Annotated in this window: 12 protein-coding genes; 9 read left to right on the forward strand and 3 right to left on the reverse strand. The window is 62.2% G+C overall.

The annotated features are described in order from the left end of the window. Nucleotides 1-189: 189 nt before the first annotated feature. Together ACTQ48_RS01160 and ACTQ48_RS01165 are read left to right on the forward strand one after the other, a co-directional pair. Entirely contained in the window at nucleotides 190-1,209 is a 1,020-nt protein-coding gene (locus ACTQ48_RS01160) for a M42 family metallopeptidase (RefSeq protein ID WP_441570002.1), read from the forward strand. Nucleotides 1,210-1,347: 138 nt separating this feature from the next. Further along, entirely contained in the window at nucleotides 1,348-2,721 is a 1,374-nt protein-coding gene (locus ACTQ48_RS01165; RefSeq protein WP_441569903.1) for a hypothetical protein, read from the forward strand. Between the two features lie 8 nt (nucleotides 2,722-2,729). Here the strand turns inward: ACTQ48_RS01165 and mnmA are convergent, their stop codons facing one another. Together mnmA and cysK are read right to left on the reverse strand one after the other, a co-directional pair. Next, complete coding sequence (gene mnmA, locus ACTQ48_RS01170) at nucleotides 2,730-3,995, reverse strand: tRNA 2-thiouridine(34) synthase MnmA (protein ID WP_441569904.1); 1,266 nt, start codon at nucleotides 3,993-3,995, stop codon at nucleotides 2,730-2,732. A gap of 18 nt (nucleotides 3,996-4,013) precedes the next feature. After that, on the reverse strand, nucleotides 4,014-4,952 hold the full coding sequence (gene cysK, locus ACTQ48_RS01175) for a cysteine synthase A (RefSeq protein WP_441569905.1): 939 nt from the start codon (nucleotides 4,950-4,952) through the stop codon (nucleotides 4,014-4,016). Between the two features lie 251 nt (nucleotides 4,953-5,203). Here cysK and ACTQ48_RS01180 point away from each other — a divergent pair, with 251 nt between their 5' ends. After that, a complete protein-coding gene (locus ACTQ48_RS01180) occupies nucleotides 5,204-5,632 on the forward strand; it encodes an RrF2 family transcriptional regulator (RefSeq protein ID WP_154515923.1) in 429 nt (142 codons plus the stop codon). A gap of 137 nt (nucleotides 5,633-5,769) precedes the next feature. Here the strand turns inward: ACTQ48_RS01180 and ACTQ48_RS01185 are convergent, their stop codons facing one another. Beyond that, complete coding sequence (locus ACTQ48_RS01185; protein WP_427717799.1) at nucleotides 5,770-6,135, reverse strand: phage holin family protein; 366 nt, start codon at nucleotides 6,133-6,135, stop codon at nucleotides 5,770-5,772. A gap of 326 nt (nucleotides 6,136-6,461) precedes the next feature. On the opposite strand from ACTQ48_RS01185, the gene ACTQ48_RS01190 reads away from it, so the two are divergent. The 6 genes from ACTQ48_RS01190 (at nucleotide 6,462) to ACTQ48_RS01215 (ending at nucleotide 21,960) form a co-directional block, all read left to right on the forward strand. Continuing rightward, nucleotides 6,462-6,761, forward strand: coding sequence for a YerC/YecD family TrpR-related protein (locus ACTQ48_RS01190; protein WP_154515917.1), 300 nt, complete (start codon nucleotides 6,462-6,464; stop codon nucleotides 6,759-6,761). A 240-nt stretch (nucleotides 6,762-7,001) separates the two neighbouring features. Continuing rightward, nucleotides 7,002-10,100 (forward strand): PD-(D/E)XK nuclease family protein, encoded by a 3,099-nt coding sequence (locus ACTQ48_RS01195; RefSeq protein ID WP_441569906.1) that lies wholly within the window; start codon nucleotides 7,002-7,004, stop codon nucleotides 10,098-10,100. 3 nt (nucleotides 10,101-10,103) lie between these two features. After that, the gene (locus ACTQ48_RS01200; RefSeq protein WP_441569907.1) at nucleotides 10,104-13,730 is read left to right on the forward strand and encodes a UvrD-helicase domain-containing protein; all 3,627 of its coding nucleotides are present in this window, start codon (nucleotides 10,104-10,106) and stop codon (nucleotides 13,728-13,730) included. Nucleotides 13,731-13,992: 262 nt separating this feature from the next. Then, nucleotides 13,993-17,796 (forward strand): DNA polymerase III subunit alpha, encoded by a 3,804-nt coding sequence (dnaE, locus tag ACTQ48_RS01205; RefSeq protein WP_441569908.1) that lies wholly within the window; start codon nucleotides 13,993-13,995, stop codon nucleotides 17,794-17,796. Between the two features lie 162 nt (nucleotides 17,797-17,958). Continuing rightward, a complete protein-coding gene (locus tag ACTQ48_RS01210) occupies nucleotides 17,959-21,432 on the forward strand; it encodes a DEAD/DEAH box helicase (protein ID WP_441569909.1) in 3,474 nt (1,157 codons plus the stop codon). A 165-nt stretch (nucleotides 21,433-21,597) separates the two neighbouring features. Further along, the gene (locus tag ACTQ48_RS01215; protein WP_427747728.1) at nucleotides 21,598-21,960 is read left to right on the forward strand and encodes a desulfoferrodoxin family protein; all 363 of its coding nucleotides are present in this window, start codon (nucleotides 21,598-21,600) and stop codon (nucleotides 21,958-21,960) included. Nucleotides 21,961-22,031: the final 71 nt, after the last annotated feature.

Here is a 22,031-nt window from a genome sequence, read left to right on the forward strand (position 1 = left end):
TGCGGCGGGGCCTCCTTCTGTCCTGCGGAAAGATTCTGGGGTTAACGGGCGGGGCCCGCCGGCTCGTTATCGTGGCGGGCGCCGCTCTGAGAAGCTCGATGGGTTGTCTCGCTAGGTAAAAAGATGGTTCGCGGTGGTATTGTTGCTGTGGGTTTAATTCGATATGAAAGGGTGACTTTGGTGTCCAAGATGGATTCTACGCTCTCCTATATTACTGACCAGTTGAAGGCGCTTACCTCGATTGCTTCGCCTACGGGCTATACCCGTGCGGCGACTGATTATCTAATGGGAACGTTGCGCGATATGGGCTTTGGCCCCGAGCGTTCCAATAAGGGCAACGTGCTGGTTGAGCTTGGCGGCGAGGGCGAGCCGCTTGTGTTGGCGAGCCATGTCGATACCCTGGGCGCCATGGTGCGCTCCATTAAGGACAATGGTCGCCTGCGTCCCACGACGCTCGGCGGGCATCAGTGGTCTACGGCCGATGGCGAGAACTGCACCGTCTACACGCGCGATGGCAATGTGTACACGGGTGTGGTCCTCAATACCGAGCCTTCGGCGCACGTGGCCGACGAGCCGGTCAAGACCATCGAGAAGAACATGGAAATCCTGCTCGACGAGAATGTCGACAGCAAGGATGACGTGCTTGAGCTGGGCATTCAGACGGGCGACATCATCGCTATGGACCCGCGCACCACGGTGACGGAGAGCGGCTATATTAAGAGCCGCTTCTTGGACGACAAGCTGTCGGCCTCCATTTTGCTGGGCTTGGCGCGTGCCGTCGCCGCTGGCGAGGCGACGCTTTCGCGCAAGGTTTCACTGCTCTTTACGGTGTACGAGGAGGTCGGCCACGGCGGTGCCTTTGTGCCGGCCGACACGCGCGAGATGATCAGCGTTGACATGGGTTGCGTGGGTGACGATCTGGGCTGCACCGAGCGCATGGTGTCGATTTGCGCCAAGGATTCGGGCGGCCCCTACAACTACGATCTGGTGACCACGCTGTCCAATATCGCGCGCGAGCTGGAGCTCGATTACGCCATCGACGTGTACCCGCATTACGGCTCAGACGTTGAGGCCACGCTTTCTGCCGGCTACGACATCCGTCACGGCCTGATCGGCCCTGGCGTGTACGCGAGCCACAACTACGAGCGCAGCCACATCGACGGCGTGCGTAATACCTACGAGCTGGTTCGCGCCTACGTTCAGCGCTAGGGGATCAGCTTGCGACTCGGCTGACCAATCGCTAAAGCCCGATTTCTCGGGCTTTTTTTCGCTTTTGGTCGTTTAGTATTATGATATATGTAATCTATTAACTAAAAGTGTAAATTACTTAACGAGGTGATGCGGTGTATGGATACGTCTGAGTACTTGTCTATGGGTGATGCTGCCCGCCTGCTGGGCGTTACGAAAGCCCGCATATCTCAACTTGCCGCATCGGGAACGCTCGCGTGCGATATTGTGGGCGGACGGAAGATGGTCGAGTACAATTCCGCGGTCGCTTATCAAAAGGTCCGCAAACGTGGACGCCGTCCTGCGGCCGATGTGGGGCGCAAGTTTACGCTGATGTCGGCCGACCATGAGGTCGCGCATCTCTCATTTGATCCGTCGCGCGAATTTCCCTTCGAAATCGCGGAGGTCCTCGATGCACAACGAATGCCGTTTGGCACGTGCTCGAGCTCTTCTCCTACGGTGAATAAACGGGAGCTCAACGTGTGGTGGAGCCATCGGTCGGTGCCCGATGTTCGCCCCGGACTCGTCTCGCGCTATCGTGAACTGGGAATTGCCAGTGGCATCGAGGTCCCGGTTCAGTGCCTGGGCCTCTCGCTTTCGGATTGCTATTGGCTGCGGCCGGCAGAATGCGACGGGCTCAAATGGCGAAACCTCAATTACTTCGAGAATGATTTTGAGCGATCGGCGCCCGAGGGACGTTCGGGTTGGCTGGAGGGCATCGGTCTTAAAAATCCCGACAACACATCCGAGGGCGAGCTTCCTAAATCGTGGGTGATCCGAAACGGCATTCGCGTTTTGGCTAAAGGTTGCGGCATGGACGATCAGCGTCCCTTTAACGAGGCGGTTGCAACGGCTCTACATCGTCGCTTGTTGTCGGAGGGCGAGTATGTTTCTTATACGGTTGAGCGGATGTTCGATGGCCCTGTGTGTCTGTGCGACGACTTTCTTGACGGCCGCGAGGAATACGTTCCGGCTGTTTACGTTAAGGGCGCACTTGGTAGCCAGCGGGGAAACTCGACATACGACCGGTACTGCCGCTTCCTTGGTAAGCATGGAGCAGACGAGGCTGCCGTGAGAAGGTCTATGTCGCAGATGATTGTCTGCGATGCCCTTTTGGCCAACAGCGATCGCCATTGGCGAAACTTCGGCATCATCCGCAATGTCGACACCCTGGAGATAAGGCCTGCTCCGCTGTTCGATAGCGGCAACTGCCTGTGGTACAACGTACCAACTGCCGTGCTCGCAGCTGGGGAGTTTGGGTTTTCTGCTAAGCCGTTTGGGCCCGACCCTTCCGTCCAGCTGGCGCTTGCGGACTCACTCGATTGGTTCGATTCATCGCGGCTCAACGGATTTGTTGATGAGGCGATCGAGATTCTTTTGCAGAGCGAATGGGCCACAGCGGAGGGCCGGCTCGAGTCCATTTGCCGCGGCCTCGAGCGTCGCGTTATCGAGGTGAATGCTGCTGTTGAGGTGCTTCGACACGTGCGGCGATAATCCTGCGGCTACCTGATGGCGGCAGTTACCGTGCCGCCGCCCAGGACGACGTCGCCGCGATAGATAACGACGGCCTGGCCGGGGGCGATGGCTCGCTGCGGCTCGTCAAAGGTCAGAAGCATCTGTCCGTCGGCGCCACGTGTAAGGGTCGCTGCCTGGTCCTTTTGACGGTAGCGGTACTTGGTACCCACGCGAATGTCGCCGGACGTGAGCTCTGCCTCCATGCGGTCGGCAGGGGCGCTCCAGATCCAGTCGTTGGCCGTGAGCGCTGTCGCCGTCAGGTCCTCAGCCTCGCCCAGATGAACAATGTTGTTGGCGGTATCGACGCCCGTTACATACACGGGGCGCGCCATCGCGACGCCCAGGCCCTTGCGCTGGCCGACGGTATAGCGCAGTGCGCCGTCGTGGCGTCCGACCACGCTGCCGTCGCGCCATACAATATCGCCCGGCTCGGCGGCATGCCCGCAGCGGCGCTCGATATAGCCCGCGTAGTCGCCGTCCGCGATAAAGCAGATATCCTCGCTCTCGGCCTTCTTGGCGTTGATGAAGCCCTGCTCGGCGGCAATGCGGCGCACGTTGCGCTCTTTGTCCAACCCTGCCAGCGGAAAGATTGTGCGTGCCAGGCGCTCTTGCGTGAGCGAATACAAAAAGTAACTCTGGTCCTTCTTGGAGTCTTCGCCGCGGTGCAGCTGCCAGGTGCCATCGGGCGCTTGGCTCGTTTTGGCGTAGTGACCCGTGGCAATGTAGTCGCAGCCCATATCGAGTGCCGCGTCGAGCAGCGCGCCAAACTTAATATGGCGGTTGCAGATGATGCACGGGTTGGGCGTCAGCCCCTCCTGGTAGGCGGTCACGAAGCGCTCGATAACGTTTCGGTCGAAGGCCTGCTGCAGGTCGAGCACATGGTGAGGTATCCCCAGGCGATCGGCGACGGCCTTTGCATCGGCGATGTCACGGTCGACCTTGCTCATGCCCGTGACGGGATCGGGCGCAGGGCAGGTGAGGCGCATAGTGGCTCCGACGCATTCGTAGCCTTGGCACTTGAGCAGATAGGCAGTCACGCTGGAATCGACGCCGCCGCTCATGGCGACGAGCACGCGCTTGTTGTGCATGGGGAGGTTCTCCTTGGTGGCATGTGGCCAAAAAAGAAAAGCGGCGCGGGAGGCTGGTTCCGCGCCGCAGACATTGTAGCAAGTTCGGGCGTCTCGTGGGACACCCTGACGGGATGGGCTCAGACCGCCGGGAGAGAGAGGAGGCAGGTTCGTCCCTGAGCTCAACCTATGGGAAAAAAGGCTCTAGTCCTGGAACAGTGCCGTGGACAGGTAGCGCTCACCGGTATCGGCGAGCAGTGCGACGATGGTCTTGCCCTCGTTCTCGGGGCGCTTGGCTAGCTGCAGCGCGGCCCACACGGCGGCACCGGACGAAATGCCCACGAGCACGCCCTCCTTGTGGCCCACGGCGCGGCCGGTGGCAAAGGCGTCGTCGTTCTCGACGGGGATGATCTCGTCATAGACCTGGGTGTCGAGGACGTCGGGCACAAAGCCGGCACCGATGCCCTGGATCTTGTGCGGACCGGCCTGGCCCTTGGAGAGTACCGGGGAGGTGGCGGGCTCGACGGCGACAACCTGAATCTCGGGGTTCTGCTCCTTGAGGAACTCGCCCACACCGGTCACGGTGCCGCCGGTGCCAACGCCGGCGACGAAGATGTCGACCTTGCCGTCGGTGTCGTCCCAGATCTCGGGGCCGGTCGTGGCCTTATGGATGGCGGGGTTGGCGGGATTCACGAACTGGCCGGCGATGATGCTGTTGGGGGTCTCCTTCTGCAGCTCCTCGGCCTTGGCGATGGCGCCCTTCATGCCCTTGGAGCCGTCGGTGAGCACGAGCTGTGCGCCGTATGCCTGCATAAGCTTGCGGCGCTCGACGGACATGGTTTCGGGCATGGTGATGATCACCTTGTAGCCGCGAGCCGCCGCCACCGAGGCGATGCCGACGCCGGTGTTGCCGCTCGTGGGCTCGATGACGGTATAGTCGCCGCCGCGCACGAGCTTGCCGGCCTTCTCGGCCTCGTCAATCATGTTCTTGGCGACGCGGTCTTTGACGGACCCGGCGGGGTTGAAGTATTCCAATTTGACGAGCACGCGGGCCTTGAGGTCCTCATCGGCCTCAAAGTGAGTGAGCTCCAAAAGCGGGGTGTGGCCGATAAGCTGATCGATGGACGTATAAACCTTGCTCATGGTGAACCTCCAAAGTGTTCAAATGACTGGATACCGTGTGGTTTTACGGTGGCCTAGTAGCTAAACCCATAAACCTTATAGGTTGTTCATTTAGCTGTTGGCAAGCATAGTAGACACTAAAGCCTAGTAATGCAATAGGAAATAGGAGATTATTACGAGCCGATTAACCACCTTGATGGAATGGGTATTTTCAAAGCCAATTTTTCGGCTAGAATTTCAACGGATTAAAAGACCGAAAGGCAGCACTATATATGTTGGTTTCTACTAAGGGCAGGTACGCCCTGCGCGTTATGGTCGACCTGGCCGAGCACCAGGCGGCCGGTCGCATCCCGCTCAAAGAGATTGCGGCGCGACAGGGGATTTCCGAGAAATATCTCGAGAACATCTTGGCTACGCTCGTGCGCGCCAACATGCTTTCGGGCATGCGTGGCAAGGGCGGTGGCTACGTGCTCACGCGCCCGCCCGAGCAGTACACGGTGGGAGAGATCTTGCGCCTGACCGAGGGCAGCCTGGCGCCGGTCGCCTGCCTGGATGGCGACTGCAAGGGCTGCTCGCGATCTGATGAGTGCCCCACGCTCGACGTGTGGAAGAACCTGGACAAGCTCATCAACGACTACCTCGACGGTGTGACGCTCGATGCGCTCGTCGCCCCCAACGGGGGCTACGACTACGTCATCTAGCCCCACCAGCCATTTGGGGACGGGGTAGAAATGGTAGATTCTTTTGTCCTCTGAGGCTTGACAAAGGCGAAGGCCGTCCATCGTTGCGATGGACGGCCTTCGTTTTGGCGTGTTGTGGCGGTCCGTATCCGGTTGCTTTAGTTCCTGGCGATGCTGTCGAAGATGCTTCGAGTGATGGACACCAAAATGCTACCCATAAAGGCCGACCCAAAGCTGGCAATGGAGATGCCCGCGCCCAGCAGATTTACCGATAGGTAGCTGGCAAGCTCGAGCATAAAGCTGTTGACTACAAGCTGAAAAATACCCAGCGTGATAATGGTGAGCGGCAGCGAGATGACCGTCAGGAGCGGCTTGACGAGCGAGTCGACGACGTTGAGGAACAGTCCCACAAAGGCAAAGCAGACCCAGGCGTCGGCCATGCCGAAGGGCTGAATGCCGGGGACGAGGAACGTGGCGATCGCGATAGCGATTGAGGTCAAAAGCCAGTTGAGCAAGAAGCGCATGGTAGGTTCCTTTCCGGTGCGCGTGACGTGTTGGTGGCGCGTAAGCTCGTTTGCCGCGGCGAATCGGATGGTTGCCTTGGCGTGCGCCTCTGCGTTGGGCGCCCATTGTCTCAGATATTCGTGGAGCTTGCGTGCGCATTCGGTTTCAAAACGGCGTTCGTCCTAAAAAACGCGCCGCTGACAGAGAGTCTTGTCACTTTAGTTTGGTGGTGTGCTAAACTGCTACGGGCAAAAGCCACATGCGTTGCCCTATTGCATAGAATGGGCGAACGATGCCCGGTGCCAGTATCAACTTCGATGCCTTTTGGCGGGTTTGGCGGTGATCGATGAATATCGAGAACATGTTTGACAAGCCTGATGTCAAGCAGCTAGTCCACGCATTTAGTCTTTTGGACGACGAGAAAGATATCCAAGCGTTTTTGACCGATATCTGCACACCGCGCGAGATTTGCGATCTATCGCAACGTCTGCAGGTCGCGCGCTACCTGGATGAGGGCGAGCCCTATGTCGAGGTTCAGGTCCGTACCGGCGCTTCGTCCACCACGGTGAGCCGTGTATCCAAGGCGCTCAACGGCGAGTACGGTGGCTACCGCAAGATCCTCATTAAGCTGGAGGATGGCGAATAGGCCGCGGCAAAACGAATTGTGAAAAACCGCTCCTCCGGGGGCGGTTTTTATATGCCGAATAATTGGTGCAAGCGAGCCTGTCCCCTTTGCACCAACGGACGAGTCTGCCCCCTTGGCACCAACGTGGTGCAAAGCGACTTGTCTCCAAAGCGCCAAAAGATGAAGCTGCGGTGGCAATGTGTCCGCTTGGGCGGGTAGGATGGATGCATTGATTATTGCGAACAGTTTGAGTGGAGGACCATGCCTGTTCGAATCTATACCACTAATGCCGGCACGGATTTGAGCGATGCCGAGTCGGCGCTGCTTGCCGACCTTATTGCCCGCCACGGGCGTGCCGTGCTGCTGGCGCCAACGTTTGCCGAGCTCGACCTGTGCCGTCATGATGCGGCGGAAGCCGGCGTTTCGCTGGGCATCGATTACAAGACGCCCGCGTCGTGGCTTCGCTCGCTTTGGGAGCTTTTGGGCGACGGGCGCGGTTTCGTCGACAACCTGCAGCGCCAGATGCTGTTTTCGGACATGGTCACGCGTCTCGATGATGTCGACCTGCAGCCGCTTTCGCGCAGCCAGGGCACAGTGCGCATGCTTGCGCGCATGGCCCGCGATGTGCTGCCAGGTGTGGCGGGGACAGCTGCCGAGCGATGCCGTGGCAACAATTGCCGGCCTGTGCCAAAAAGCGATGCCGAGGCTCGTGTGTTCGAGCTTTTGCGTGCCTACGCGGGCGGTTTGGACCGTCGAGATATGGTCGAGCCCTGCGAGGCGGCTGACATTATGGCCAGCGCTCTGGCCGATAATCTGCCGGCGTGCGCCCGTGCCGTCTGTGTACGCGGCGTCACGTCGTTTACGCACGGTCTGCTCGAGCTGCTGTCTGCTGTGGCGAACAGTGGGGGAGAGGTCGTCGTGCTGCTTGCTCGCGAGCAGGCGGCGATGCGCGAGGAACTTGCCGCGGCATTTGATGCCAGCGGTGTGCTGTTTGAGGTCGCGCCGCTGAGGGAGGACGCCGTCGCGTCTGATGCCGCTTGTGGAACCACCGCTCAGCCTGCCTTTATTGAGGTCGCTGGCCCCCACGCCCGTGCTCATGCTTATGCGGACGCAATTGATGATCTGGTAAAAGCGCGCCAGGGTTTCGGGGCCGACGATACCGCCGGCCCCTCCGCCGACCCCGTACGCGTGCTCGTTGTTTCTGCCCGGGCACCCCAGCTGTTCGGTGAGCTTGCCTCTCGTCTGGCGGCTCGTCATATCGCTGCCGAGACAACTGAATTCACGGCGTTTTCCCAATCCATTGCGGGCAGGCAGTTTGCGGCGCTTGCCAGCTTGATCGAGCGCATGAAGGCGGCCGATGAGGGTGTGGCGTCAAAGACCGAGTGGTGGCCCGCGCCGGAGCTTACCGACTGGATCTACAGTCCGCTTTCGGGCGCTGATGCCGCCAATGCCCGTATCTTCGATAAGAATATGCGTCTCTCGCGTAGCAAGACTACCGCGGGCGTTAAGAGCCTGCTGCAGAGCGTGCAAGGCCAGGTGAGGGGCGCACGCAAGGCGGCGAGCGACGAAAACTGGTTTAAGAACGTACCGTGTGTGGTCTCGGACGTGTTCCAGGCACTGTGGCGCGACAAGCCCGTGACGGCGCTCAAGGCCATGCTTGCCGTTGCCGAGGCGTTGCCCGATCGCTCGCTGGGCAGCCTGGATGGCCAAGCTCGTCGCCAAGCGGAGACGGCCCTGCTGCGCCACGCCATCGACATCCTTATGAATGACGCCCGCGCGCTCGACGTGTCGCAGGCCGCGACCGTGCCCGTGCTCGATGGCATTCGCACCAAGGTGGACAAGCGTAGCACCGCCTACGATTACGAGACCTACGAGGTTGACGGTGCGCCACGTGCCCAGGTTCGCTTTGCCTCGCTTGCCGATGCGGCGGCTCTGCGCCCCGGCAGCTACGATGCCGTGCTGTTTGCCGATGTCGATCTGGACAGCTATCCGCTCTCACACGAGGAAGGACCGCTGGCCACGTTGGCTGCGAGCCTTGGTCGCGAGGGCGTGACGCTTGAGCCTGCGGCCTTGTTGCGCGTGCGCTTTGGCCACGCGATGGAGGCGGCACGTGGCCCGGTTGCGCTTGCGCGCGTGACGCACGATCGCCAGGCGCGCGAGTGCTATCCGGCTGCCGTGTGGACCGAGTTGCGGGCGCATGCCGAGGCCACCGGTGCCGCTCAGGTGACATGCGTGGGCGAGGGCGATATCGTAGGTGATTTTGACCCTGCAGTCGGCAAGGGCCTCAAGCGCGAGCGCGTGGCATGCGAGGCTCCTCAGCATTTGAGCGAGGCAGCCGTGCCATATCTGGTCTTGCGCCATCGGGACGGTGAGGGCGAGGACGCGCCGCTTGTACCGCGTCTGACGTCTGCCTCGCAGATCGAGGCCTATTCCACCTGCCCGCTGTGCTGGTTCGTCTCGTATCGCGTTAAGCCCCAGTCTATCGACGCGGGTTTTGGCAACATGGAGAAGGGCAACTTTGTCCACGACGTGCTGGAACATCTGCATGCCCGTTTGCCCCAAGAGGGCATGGAGCGTGTGACGCCCGAAAACCTGCCGCGTGCGCAGGAGCTGCTGCACGAGGTCTTTGACGAGACCTTGGTCGAGCACGCCGGCAAGCGTGGCAACGAGGGCCCGCTGGTGCCGCTCTCGCCGGTGGAGGAGCGTCAGGTGGCCGAGATCTTGCCGCAGCTGGAGGGCGTGCTTGCCTACGAGTCCGAGGCGCTTGCCCCCTTCGCTCCGCGCTACCTGGAGTTTGCGTTCAACGAGCTCCAGGTCGAGTATGCCGGCTGGCCGCTCGGCGGGCGCATCGACCGTGTGGATGTGGATGCCGAGAATCGCGCTGTGGTGATTGACTACAAGCATCGCACGGGCGTTGAGGAGTTTAAGCTCGCCGATCCTACGGTGCGCGACGAGGAATCGGGCACGGCGCCCATCGACGATCCGCGCTGGTTGCCGCCACATACCCAAACGCTCATCTACGCCCAGGCCATGCGCCGGGCGCTGGATTTGGATACCCGTGCGGCACTCTATTTTTCGACCAAGGGCGGCAAGCCGGCGTTGCGCGGTGCCGCGAGCGCCGAGCTGCTCGAGGAAGAGCGTGGCGACGGTCGCATCCCGGGCCTTAAGAAAGGTTTCCCCGGCGAGGGTGGCAGCATGGACTTCGACGCCCTGCTCGATCGCGTGGAGGCCGGCATCGCCGAGCGCTTGCGCGAACTCGAGGCGGGCAACGTCACCGCTGTCGATCCGGCGTCGACGCAGGCCGCGCATGCCCGCTGCTCGTATAACCACGAAGGAACGTTTGTAAGGAGGGACGTGTAGACCATGGATCTTTCGACCTTGATGCCGCAACAGCTGCAGATCGTCAAGACGCTCGACCGTCCGCTGTTTGTCTCGGCGGGCGCCGGTTCGGGCAAGACCTTTACCCTCACGCGCCGCATCGTCTACGCGCTCTCGCCCGAATCCGGTCCGTTCGTCGAGCATCTGGACCAGGTGCTCGCCATTACCTTTACCAAGGATGCCGCGGCCGAGATTCGCGATCGCGTGCGCCGTGCGCTTATCGACGAGGGCATGGACGAGGAAGCGCTGACCGTCGACGACGCGTGGATCTCGACCATTCACGGCATGTGCTCGCGTATCCTGCGCGCACACGCGCTGGAGTTGGGCATCGACCCCGAGTTCACGGTGCTCACCGATACCGACGAGCTCATGGATCAGGCTGTTGAGCATGTGCTGGGTCGCGCGACGGCACCCGATGCCGCCCCCGAGCTCGCGGCATCGCTCAAGGCCCTCTACGCCTGGTATCCCATGGCGGGCGAGGGCGGCCCCTTTGGCGCCGGCACGACCATCAAGGGCCTGGTACGCGACCTGCTGGAGCTCTCGAGCCAGCTGCCGGGCGGCATGGACGACGTGCGCGTGGCGCGCGGCCAGGCCGATACCTCGGCGCTCGCCGATGCCTATCGATCGGCGCTGGGCGCAAGCAAGGCCGCGACCGAGAAGGCGCAGACGGCGCTCGATGCCATCGACGCGTTCGAGGCGAGCGGCAAGACCATGGCCGATGCGGCGCGACTCATGATGTCGTGCGCCATGCCGCGCGCGAGCAAGGCATTCCCCAAGGAGCAGGTCGAGCTGCTCAAGGCCGAGGCCGCCGATGCATTTATCAATATCGTGCTTGCCTGCGGTGGCCCCGCGCTCGATGCACTGGTGGGCTTGGCCCGCTCTGTAGAGGCCGAGTATCGCGCACTGAAGGCTGCCCAGTCCGCCCTCGATAATAACGACCTGCTGCGCATGGCCTACGAGGCCCTGCGCGATTACCCTGCCATTCGTGCTGCGTACGAGGGCCGCTTTAAGATGGTCATGATCGACGAGTTCCAGGATACCGATCAGATGCAGGTCGATCTAATCCGCTACCTGACGGGTGCGGGGGAGCGCGCGCTGTGCACCGTGGGCGATGCGCAGCAGTCGATCTATCGCTTCCGCGGCGCCGAGGTCGAGGTGTTCCGTCGCCAGGAGCGCAAGGTGGAATCGACGGCGGCGTCGGAGACGGTTGCCACGTCCGATGCCCCCGCCGGCGAGCTCGTCAAGCTCGTGCGCAACTTCCGCAGCCACGACGAGGTGCTGCGCTATGTGGCCCGCGTCTTCGACGGCGATGACGGCGGCCTGATGCAGGGCTTTTTGGATCTTGAGGCGAGCGACGGCCGCAAGGACACGCTGGTGGCGGATGCCTCGCGCCGCCAGGCCCTCTTTGTTGCCGGCGGCAGTACGCAGGAGCGCACACAGGCCAAGGCCCGCGCGATCGCGGAGCGATTCCGCGCGCTTGCCGATGCCGGCCAGCCCCAGGGCGGCATGGTGCTGCTGCTGGGCCGCATGACCAACGCAGACGTCTACGCACAGGCCTTCCGTGACCAGGGGCTCGACTGCGTCATCGCGGGCGGCTCGGTCTTTGCCCAAGCTGCCGAGGTGCAGACGGTGCGCGCCCTGGTTTGTGCCCTCGCCAATCCGGCCGATACGGCGCAGGGTCTTATGCCACTGCTGGCCTCGCCGATGTTTGCACTCGGCGCCCAGGAGTTCCTGGCGCTGGCGACCAAACTCGACGATCAGACGGGCGAGACGTCGCGCCGCAACATCGATGCGGGCATCATGAGCGATTCCGATGTGCCGGGCTTGCAGGGCTTGCCGCTCGTGACGCGTGCCCGCGAGGTGCTGCGCTACGCACTGCGTCGCGTGGGGCGTGATTCGTTCGCCGCCATCGCGCGCGACGCGGTCAATGCTTCCGGCTGGTTCGTGCGCCTGGCGCAGCGCGGACCCGAGGGCAAGGCCATCGCCGCCAACGTGCTCAAGGCGCTCGATGCCGTGGCCGAGGCGGAGGCCGAGTTCGGTAACTCGCCGCGCTCCATTGCGCTTGCCTTCGATCGCTTCCTGGCGGGCAAGGAGGCCCCGGGCGCCCTCAACGAGGAGGGCGACGGCGCGGTGCGCATCATGACGGTTCATGCCTCCAAGGGTCTGGAATATCCGGTCGTGGCGGTCGCCGAGTGCTTTGGCGTGCGTAAGTCCTCGGGTGCGGCACAGATGGGTCGCGTCGAGGGCGGAGCGCAGGTCGTGGCGCTGCCGGCACGCTTCGACGGCGTTAAACTCTCGGACGGCACGTTCGTAAAGGGCGATGACGTCAAAAAGCAGTTTGAGCATGCGTTTAAGGGCAAGGGCACGTCGCTGTGGCTACCGCCGGAGCTCATGGAGGACGTCTGTGCGACGGGTTCTCCCGCCGAGGCATTTGCCCGCCTGCGCAACGACGACCTGCAGCTTTCGCTCGAGGAGCGGGCCCGTTTGCTCTACGTTGCCATGACCCGTGCGCGCGAGCTGGTGATCTTGGCGATGGATGCCGGCGTGAGCCGTGGCAAGGTGACGGTGCCGACCTTCGATGTCGAGACCGATCTGACCTACGACGTGCTGCGCCGCATTCTGCCGACCGACGCTCTGGACATGCCGCAGCTCGATGCCGACCGCCTGGTAGTCGACAGCTCCCAGCCGGGCGACTACGAGCTCATTTCGCTTTCGGACTTTACCTTTGGCGAGCAGGCGTTTGAGGCCAACGCTTCGCTGGATGCCGAGGGCAGGCTCGTTCGTGGCGATACCGATGTCGCCGATAATGCTGCGCACTCAACCGTGCCCGGTCCTGCCGACCCCATGCCCGATTCGTTTGAACTCGTATATCCCCAGGCGGCGGGCGTGCGCATGGGCACGTGTCCGTTCCCGGCGCGTGATTCGTACAGCTATTCGTCGATCGCCGCGGCGCTCCATGCCGAGACGGAAGACCGTGCCGCCGAGGCGCGTGTTCCCATGGACGAGGCGGGCGACGATGCCGAGTCGGATGGCTCGGAGATGGCCGATGCAGACGTGGCTGCTGTCGAGCCCGCCGGCAACCCCATGGCGCTGGGCTCGGCGTTCCATGCCGCCTGCCTGTGGCTCATCGAGATGGGTGCCGATGCGCTGCCCGCTGAGCGTGCCGATGCGCTGACGCGCCTGTGGTGCCTGACGCCGGAGCAGCGCGAGCGTTTTGACGTTGCCCTGAATCGCTGGCTCAGGTCGTCGGTCCGTGCCGAGCTTCTTGCCTGGCCGTGCGTCCGTGCCGAAGTGCCGTTCTTCTCGCTGGGCTGCGAGGACAAGGACATTGCCCGCTACGGTGCATATGCCGAGGGCGCCATCGATGCGCTGGCGACCGACCCGGCCGATCCGTCACGCGCACTGGTCATCGATTACAAGACGGGTGGCACGCCGGATGAGACACCCGACCAGCTGCTCGAGAAGCACGCCCTGCAGGCGCGCGTCTATTCGGATGTTCTGCATAAGGCGGGCTTTAAGACGGTGACCGTCAAGTTCGTCCGCGTGGAGCAGACGGCCCCAGATGTCTCAGTCGAGCTCGCCGAGCCCCAGGTGGTCACCTACAACCTCTAACCCTCAATAACGTGCGGTGGGATCCCTCCCGATTCCACTGCAGCTCAGGGGTAGCTAATTTGGGACGGGGCTCTTTTAGCTACCCCCATACATCGGTTGAGATGTATTCCGACCCCGACTCGTTCGCCGTCAGTCAAAGGGTAGCTAAAAAAGCCCCGTCCCAAATTAGCTACCCGTGTGGGTTTGGCTAGGTTCGGGCGCTGTCCGTGCCGTGGGGTAAAATCGTTCAGTCAGAACACGAACCCGCATCGGAGCTCATCACATGGCATTCGTCCATCTGCACAACCACACTGTTTTTTCCATGCTCGACGGCGCAACCCGTATCCAGGATATGGTCAACCGTGCCGTAGAGCTGGGCATGCCCGCCGTGGCCATTACCGACCACGGCTACATGTATGGCGTGCCCGATCTGGCGCTGGCCTGCGACGCCGTCAACCACAACACGCCCGAGTACAAAACGTGGAGCCACGACAAGGCCTTCTTGGAAAAGGACCGCCGCGACGAGCTGGTGGAGCCCGATCCCGAGGCAAACCCGCGCGAGCATGCCCAGTATGTGAAGGACATGGCCATGTGGGACGAGAAGGGCAATATCGACGAGCTCAAGCCGCCTCTGGTCATCAAGCCCATCTTTGGCTGCGAGGTCTACTTTACGCCGGACGAGACGCTCGCCCGCGACCACAAACCCGAGCTCTACCACATGATCCTTCTGGCCAAGGACCAGGAGGGCTACGTCAACCTGATGCAAACGGTCTCCGAGGCCGCCGTGCAGGGCTTTTACTACAAGCCGCGCGTGACGCTCGACAACCTGCGCCGCCACGCCAAGGGCATGATCTGCACCAGCGCCTGCATCGCGGGCATCATCCCCAAATACATCGACCGCGGTGACATGGAAGGCGCCATCAAGTGGGCCGGGACCTTCCGTGATACCTTTGACCCCGGTGACTTCTACATCGAGATCCAGGAACACGGCATTACCACCGATAACGGCCTGACCGACGAGCAGATGGACCGCACGCTCATTGATATCGCCAAACAGGTGGGCGTCAAGGTCATCGCCACCAACGACTTCCACTACCTGCGCCGCGAGGACGCGCCCGTGCAGGACGTCATCATGTGCATCGGCATGAACGCCAAGGTCGACGACCCCAACCGCATGCGCATGACCGGCTCGGAGTTTTACATGAAGACCGAGGAGGAGATGCGGGCGATGTTCCCGTATTGCCCCGAGGCCTGCGACAACACGCTCGAGATCGCCGACAAGTGCTACGTTGAGCTGGACTGGGACTCCATCATCCTGCCGCGCTTTCCGCTGCTCGATCCCGGCGAGACGCACGAGAGCCAGTTCCGCCGCGAGTGCGAGAAGGGCCTGCGCCAGCACTACGGTGACGACTGGGCCACGCGCGAGATCGGTGGCGTCAACATCAAAGAGCGCTTTGAGTACGAATACAAGGTCATTTGCGACAAGGGCTTTGCCGCCTACTTTTTGATCGTCGCCGAGTACGTGCAATGGGCCAAGGACAACGGCATCGGCGTCGGCCCCGGCCGTGGCTCGGCCGCCGGCGCTATCGTCGCCTACGCCATGAACATCACCGCGTTCGACCCTCTCGAGAACGGTCTGATGTTCGAGAGGTTCCTGTCCCCGCAGCGTACCGAGATGCCCGATATCGATATGGACTTCGACGATGAGCGGCGTCTCGAGGTCGTGGAGCACGTTCGCCAGCTCTACGGTCCCGAGAAGGTCACCCACGTCATCACCTACTCGACCATTAAGGCCAAGCAGGCCATCAACGACGCCGCGCGCGTCCTGGACTACCCGGTCTACATGGGCCAGCGCCTGTCCAAGATGGTCTCGAGCGACCCCAAGGTCAAGCTCAAGCAGGTGCTCGAAAAACAACCCGGCAAAGAGGATCTGTTTAACCCCGACTTTGCCGAGGCCTATAAAAAGGACGACGACGCCCGCCGCATCATCGACACGGCGCTCTCGATCGAGGGCCTCACCCGTGGCGAGGGCGTGCATGCGTGCGCCGTTCTGATCTGCCGCGACCCCGTCAACGAGCACGTGCCCACCAAGCTCGACACCAAGGGCGGCGTCGAGATTACCCAGTACGAGGGCCATACCGTTGCCGACATGGGCCTGCTCAAGATGGACTTCTTGGGCCTGCGTACGCTGACGGTTATCTCCAAGGCCAAGGCAAACATCAAAAAGAACTTCGGCATCGACATCAAAGAGGAAGAGATTCCCTTTGACGATCCCGAGATCTTTAAGCTCATGGGCTCCGGCCACACCGCCGGCGTCTTCCAGGTCGAGTCCGCCGGCATGACGGCCACGATCAAGAACATGAAGCCCACCGAGTACAAGCACGTCGTGGCATTGATCGCCCTGTACCGCCCGGGCCCGCTGGGCGCCGGTATGGTTTCGTCCTACATCAACCGTATGAACGGCAAGGAGCCGGCCGTCTCCTACGACGACCGTCTGGACGACATCCTGGGCGAAACCTACGGCACCATGGTCTACCAGGAGCAGGTTATGCTCATCTCCGTCGAGATGTGCGGCTTCTCCAAGGGCGAATCGGACTCGCGTATCCGTAAGCCCGTGGCTAAGAAGAAGATCAAGCTGCTCACGTCGACGGTGCTCCACTGGGAGGATGGCTCGGACGAGACCACCTACGACCACTGGATGAACGGCGCCATCAAGAACAACTACACGCGCGAGGTCGCCCAGAAGATTTGGGACGATGTTCTCGAGTTCGCGTCCTACGCTTTCAACAAGTCGCACTCCGCCGGCTACGCCATCTTGGTTATGCAGACGGCGTGGCTCAAGGCGCATTATCCGCACGAGTACATGGCGGCCGTCCTGACGTCCTATACGGGCAAGACCGACAAGATCGTGCACTACGTCTCGGCATGCCGTCACGACGGCATCCCCGTGCTTTCGCCAGATGTCAACGAGTCCGGTACCGAGTTCACGGCTACCAAGGAAGGTGTGCGCTTTGGTCTGGCCGGTATCCGCGGCGTGGGCACCGGCGTGGCGCAGGCGATTATCGCCGAGCGCGAGGCGGGCGGTCCGTTTAAGACGCTGCATGATTTTGTCGAGCGCGTGGACTCGAGCCAGGCCAACCGTCGCGTGATCGAATCGCTCATCAAGGCAGGTGCCTTCGACTCCACGGGGTATCCGCGTCGTCAGATGATGCACTTTGTGGACAAGAACAACCCCGAGAACATCATCGATGCCGCGGCAAAGCGCCAGAAGGATCGCGCGAGCGGCCAGACGTCGTTCTTCGACATGTTTGGCGACGTTGAGGGCTCGGGCTTTGAGGTGAGCGTACCCGATCCGGATGGCCAGGAATGGGACCGCCACCTTAAGCTGAGCCAGGAGAAGGAGGTTCTGGGCATCTATGTCTCGGACCACCCGCTGCGCCCGTTTGAGTATGCGCTCAGCAAAGCGCGCGACTTCTCGTTTTCGCAGATCGACACCGGCTACGAGGTGCAAAACCCCACGGGCGGCACCATCAACCAGGAAATTCCCGAGGGCAAGGCGCTGTGGTGGGCCGGTATGGTCTCGAGCGTGTCCAAGCGCGTGACCAAAAACGGCGACCCCATGGGCATCGTGCAGCTCGAGGACATGGAAGGCGAGGCTACGGTCGTGGTGTTCCCCAAGACCTTCAAGGAGGCCGAGGGGTATCTGTACGGCGAGGTCGACCCCGAGACCGGCGCGCAGCTGTCCGACGCGTTTGTGCGCATTAAGGGCAAGCTCGAGCGCTCGGACCGCGGCGACCAGATCATCGCGCAGGAGATTGTGCCGCTTGAGCTCAACGAGGAGAACAACAAGCCCAAGGTGTTTGAGGTCATGGTGCCCAACAGCCGCTTTAGCCAGGGCAACATGGCGCGTCTTGCCACGGTGCTCACCGCCAACCCGGGCGGCGACCGCGTAGAGATCTTTATCGAGCAGGCGGACGGGCGCGTGCTGCGTGCCGAGGTACCTGCTAAGGTCAACGCACGTTCGATTCCGCTGTTGGCCGAGGCCAAGGCCATCGTGGGTAACCAAGGTCGCGTGACGGTGATCTAAGGACGCCGTTGGCGGGGTAGCTAATTTGGGACGGGGCTTTTTTAGCTACCCTTTGGCTGACGGCGAATGAGTCGGGGTCGGAACACATCTCAACCGACATATGGGGGTAGCTAAAATAGCCCCGTCCCAAATTAGCTACCCCGGGTGAGATTGGAGGAAGCGATGGCGCAGGGGACGTTTGTGCAGACGCTTCGTAAGGAGGCGGCGCTCAGCAGTACCTTTATGAAGGGGCGTTCGCTCATGCTCAACGGCGCCGTGCTGTCGTTTGAGGACTCCGGCTCGCGCTTTTCCAAAAACGTGAATATCGAGGGCACGGTGCGTGGTTCGCGCGGCGACCTGTATAAGACGCACGTGGCGCTCGATATGGACGAGCACGAGGTTGTCGACTACGACTGCGATTGTCCCGCCGCCTTCCGCTATTCCGGCATGTGCAAGCACGCCATCGCCACGGCGTTGGCGTATCTGGATGCCAGCGGCGCCGAGCCCGTCGAGGGTTTGCGCACGCCGGTCCGCACGTTTACGGTGCCGCCCGCACAGTCCAAGCAGCCCACACGCTCCGCGCCCAGCGCATCTCCGGTCAACCCCAACTTTCCCTTCCCGGCGCCCGTGCCCACGAGCCCGAGCCTTGTGGCAGCGCTTTCCGATCTTTCGGACGCGCGCATGGATAAACTCGTGGCCATGCGCCGCAAGCTCGCCGGCACCATTGACCCCGATGCGCCCAAAGCAGTGCTGGAGCCCTCGCTGGTGCCGTACTACAATCCGCTGTTTGCCGATCGCTTTAGCTGGGCGCTTGAGTTTCGCATCCGCTGTGGCTCGGTGTCCTACGTGGTTAAGGATATCGACGGCATGGCCGATGCCTATGTGCGCGGCGGTACGTTCTCCTATGGCAAGAAGCTTACGTTTGCCCATGTGCCCGAGGCTTTCGATGACGTGTCGGCAAAGCTGCTCGACTTTGTTGCAATGACGGTCGCCTACCTAGGCGATATTACGAGCTCGCGCTCGGCATCGTACGACTTTGCCCGCAGCGGTTTTGTCGCCGAGCGTCAGTTGCCGGTATCCGAGTATTCCATCGTGTCCGTGCTGGACCTGCTGCGTGGCAGGACCATGTCCTTTGAACCTGCTTGGTCGCGGGGGACGACGACGCACCGCGCCTACGTGGTGGCAGTCGAGTCGTTGCCGGAAGGGGAGAACGAAGTCCCGGCTAAGCGCCCGCCGCTGATTGCTGCCAAGATTGTGCCGGCAGCCGGGGGCAGCTACGACTTGCGCCTTCCGGCCGATACGTACTGCTTTGCCTCGGGCGATGTCGCCTATCTGGTCGATACGCGCCGCGCGCGCCGTACCGACACGGCGTTTGTCCAACATGCCGCGCCGTTCCTATCGCACTTGTTGCCCTGCCGCACACCGGTCCATATCGCCGCCGACCAGGTGGGTGAGTTTTGCCGCATGGCGCTGCCTATCTTGCGCGACTACACCGACCTTACCGCGCCCGCTGCGCTCGATACCGTGGCGCCCGAGCCAAGCTTTGCCATGGCGATCGGCGTCGACGATGGCCTTGTGACCTGCAAAATTACGGTTACCTACGGCGACTGGTCGGCAGATCTCTTTAGCATGGGCGCTCCGGGCAGCCCCTTCGAAGAGCAGCACCCGGGCGTGCCGCCGCGCGACGAGGTGGCAGAGTTTCGCGTTATGGATACGGCGGCTCTGTATTTCGACTTTTACGAGGGTGGCCTGGCGTTTGAGGAACGCGATGACGAGAGCCTGTTCCACTTGCTCACTGAGGGCCTGTCTGCCCTGTCCGAGCTGGGCGAGGTCATGCTTAGCGACCGCCTGCGCCAGATCTCTGTCCGCCCTGCGCCCAAGCTTTCGGTGCGCGCCACCGTCAAGAGTAACCTGCTCGACGTCGAACTGGGCGCGAGCGGCCTTTCGGCGGCAGACCTTGCCATCTACCTCGATTCCTACAAGCGTCACCAGACGTTTGCTCGTCTCACGTCGGGCGACATCATTCGCCTGGACGAGGGAGCGCGCGCCGCGTTTGGCCTTGCCGAGGATCTGGGGGTCGATGCCGTCGACCTGCTCGACGGCGTGTCGCTTCCCGCGTCGAGTACCCTGTTCGTCGACAGCATGCTTGCGCGCACGTCCGCGCTCGAAGCCGATCGCGACGCTGCATTCCGTCGCACCGTCGAGCGCCTGGACACGCTCGGCAAGATGGACTTTACGGTGCCGGCCTCGCTCAAGGCCACGCTGCGTGGCTACCAGGTCGACGGCTACCAGTGGCTCGGTTCGCTCGAACACCTGGGCCTTGGCGGCATCTTGGCCGACGACATGGGCCTGGGCAAAACGCTCCAGATGATCGCGCATATCCTGGCGCGCGTGGAGGCGGGGGACGCTAAGCCCACGCTTGTGGTGTGCCCTGCGTCGCTCGTGTACAACTGGACTGCCGAGCTGGAGCGCTTTGCCCCGTCGATTGATGTGTGCGCCATTGTGGGCACCAAGGCCCAGCGTCGCGTGCAAATTGCCGGCGTGGCCGAGCATAACGTGGTCGTGACGTCGTATGACCTCATGCGCCGCGATATCGACGAGTACGTCGAGCAGGACTTTGCCCGCGTGGTGCTGGATGAAGCCCAGTACATTAAAAACCCGCTCACGCAGGTGGCTCGCGCCGCAAAGCGTCTGCCTGCCGGCGTGCGTTTTGCCTTGACGGGCACGCCCATCGAAAACCGCCTGTCCGAGCTCTGGAGCATCTTCGACTTTTTGATGCCGGGCCTGCTCGGCACGCGCGAGTCGTTTGCCAAGCGCTTCGAAAGCCCGGTCGAGCACGCCGAGGGTGACAGCGCCGCTCGCCTGCAGGCGCTCGTGTCGCCGTTTGTGCTGCGCCGCGTCAAGGAAGACGTGGTGGCCGACCTGCCCGAGAAGATCGAGGATACGGTGATGGCGCAGCTCGCCGGCGAGCAGCGCAAGCTCTACCTGGCCAACCAGGACCGCATTGCCCAGCAAGTGCAGCACCGCGAGGCCGGGGAGTTCAAAAAAGATAAGCTCAAGGTACTTGCCGAGCTCACCAAGCTGCGCCAGATCTGCTGTGATCCTCATCTGCATTACGCGGACTACAAGGCGGGAAGCGCCAAGCTCGATACGTGTATGGAGCTCGTCCACGGCGCGCTCGACGGCGGTCATCGCATCTTGCTGTTCAGCCAGTTTACGGGCATGCTCGATATCATCGGCAAGCGCCTGGCCAAGGAGGATATCGCCTTCCTTAAGCTTACGGGCGCATCGTCTAAAGAGAGCCGCGCCAAGATGGTTGCGCAGTTCCAAGCGGGCGAGGTGCCGGTGTTCTTGATTTCGCTCAAGGCGGGCGGCGTGGGCCTTAATTTGACGGCTGCCGACGTGGTCATCCACTACGACCCGTGGTGGAACGTGGCGGCGCAGGACCAGGCGACCGACCGCGCCCACCGCATTGGCCAGCAGCACACCGTGACCGTGTACAAGCTCATCGCCAAGGACACGATCGAGGAACGCATCATGCAGATGCAGGAGTCCAAGCGCGACCTGGTCAACAGTGTGCTCGGCGGTGACGGCATTTCGTCGGCGCTGTTCACGCGCGAGGATGTTCTGGCGCTGCTCGGTGGCGACGGTCGCTAGCTGCGCGCGGGATGGGGCCGCCGGGCTGGGCCAGGTCGCCGGTTCGTCCTGGCCCGACCGCTTGCCTCACCCGTTATGTGTTCATTTGCAATGCCATGGATGGTTCGGCGCTCTTTGGGCATAAGAACTAACGAGAACATTGGCACATCAGCAAAGGAGAACATCATGGCGAAATTCTTTAAAGACTCCGACGGCAAGCTCGTTGCCGCTCTTGGCGACGACGTTGCGACCCCTGCCGGCTGCACGGAGCTGACGGCAAACACCGAGGATGCGGCGCACGAGAAGCACGTGCCTGTTGTCGAGACCGAGCGCGACGGCCACGTCATTCGTGCGCGCGTGGGCTCGACGGAGCACCCCATGCTGCCCGAGCACTACATCGAGTGGATCGCGCTTGAGGCCGAGGGCCGCCTGGAGGTCCATTACCTTGAGCCCGGCATGAAGCCCGCGACGTTTTTCGCTGGCGGCTCCAAGACCGGTACCGTCTATGCCTACTGCAACCTGCATGGGCTGTGGTCCGCGACGTTCTAGGAGCGCGCCCCCGCTCGGGGTATCATAGCTAGCATATGCACATGCAAGCGCCGGCTGCATTATGCGGCCGG

The sequence above is a fragment of the Collinsella sp. Sow4_E3 genome, assembly GCF_052116285.1.
Classification (GTDB): domain Bacteria; phylum Actinomycetota; class Coriobacteriia; order Coriobacteriales; family Coriobacteriaceae; genus Collinsella.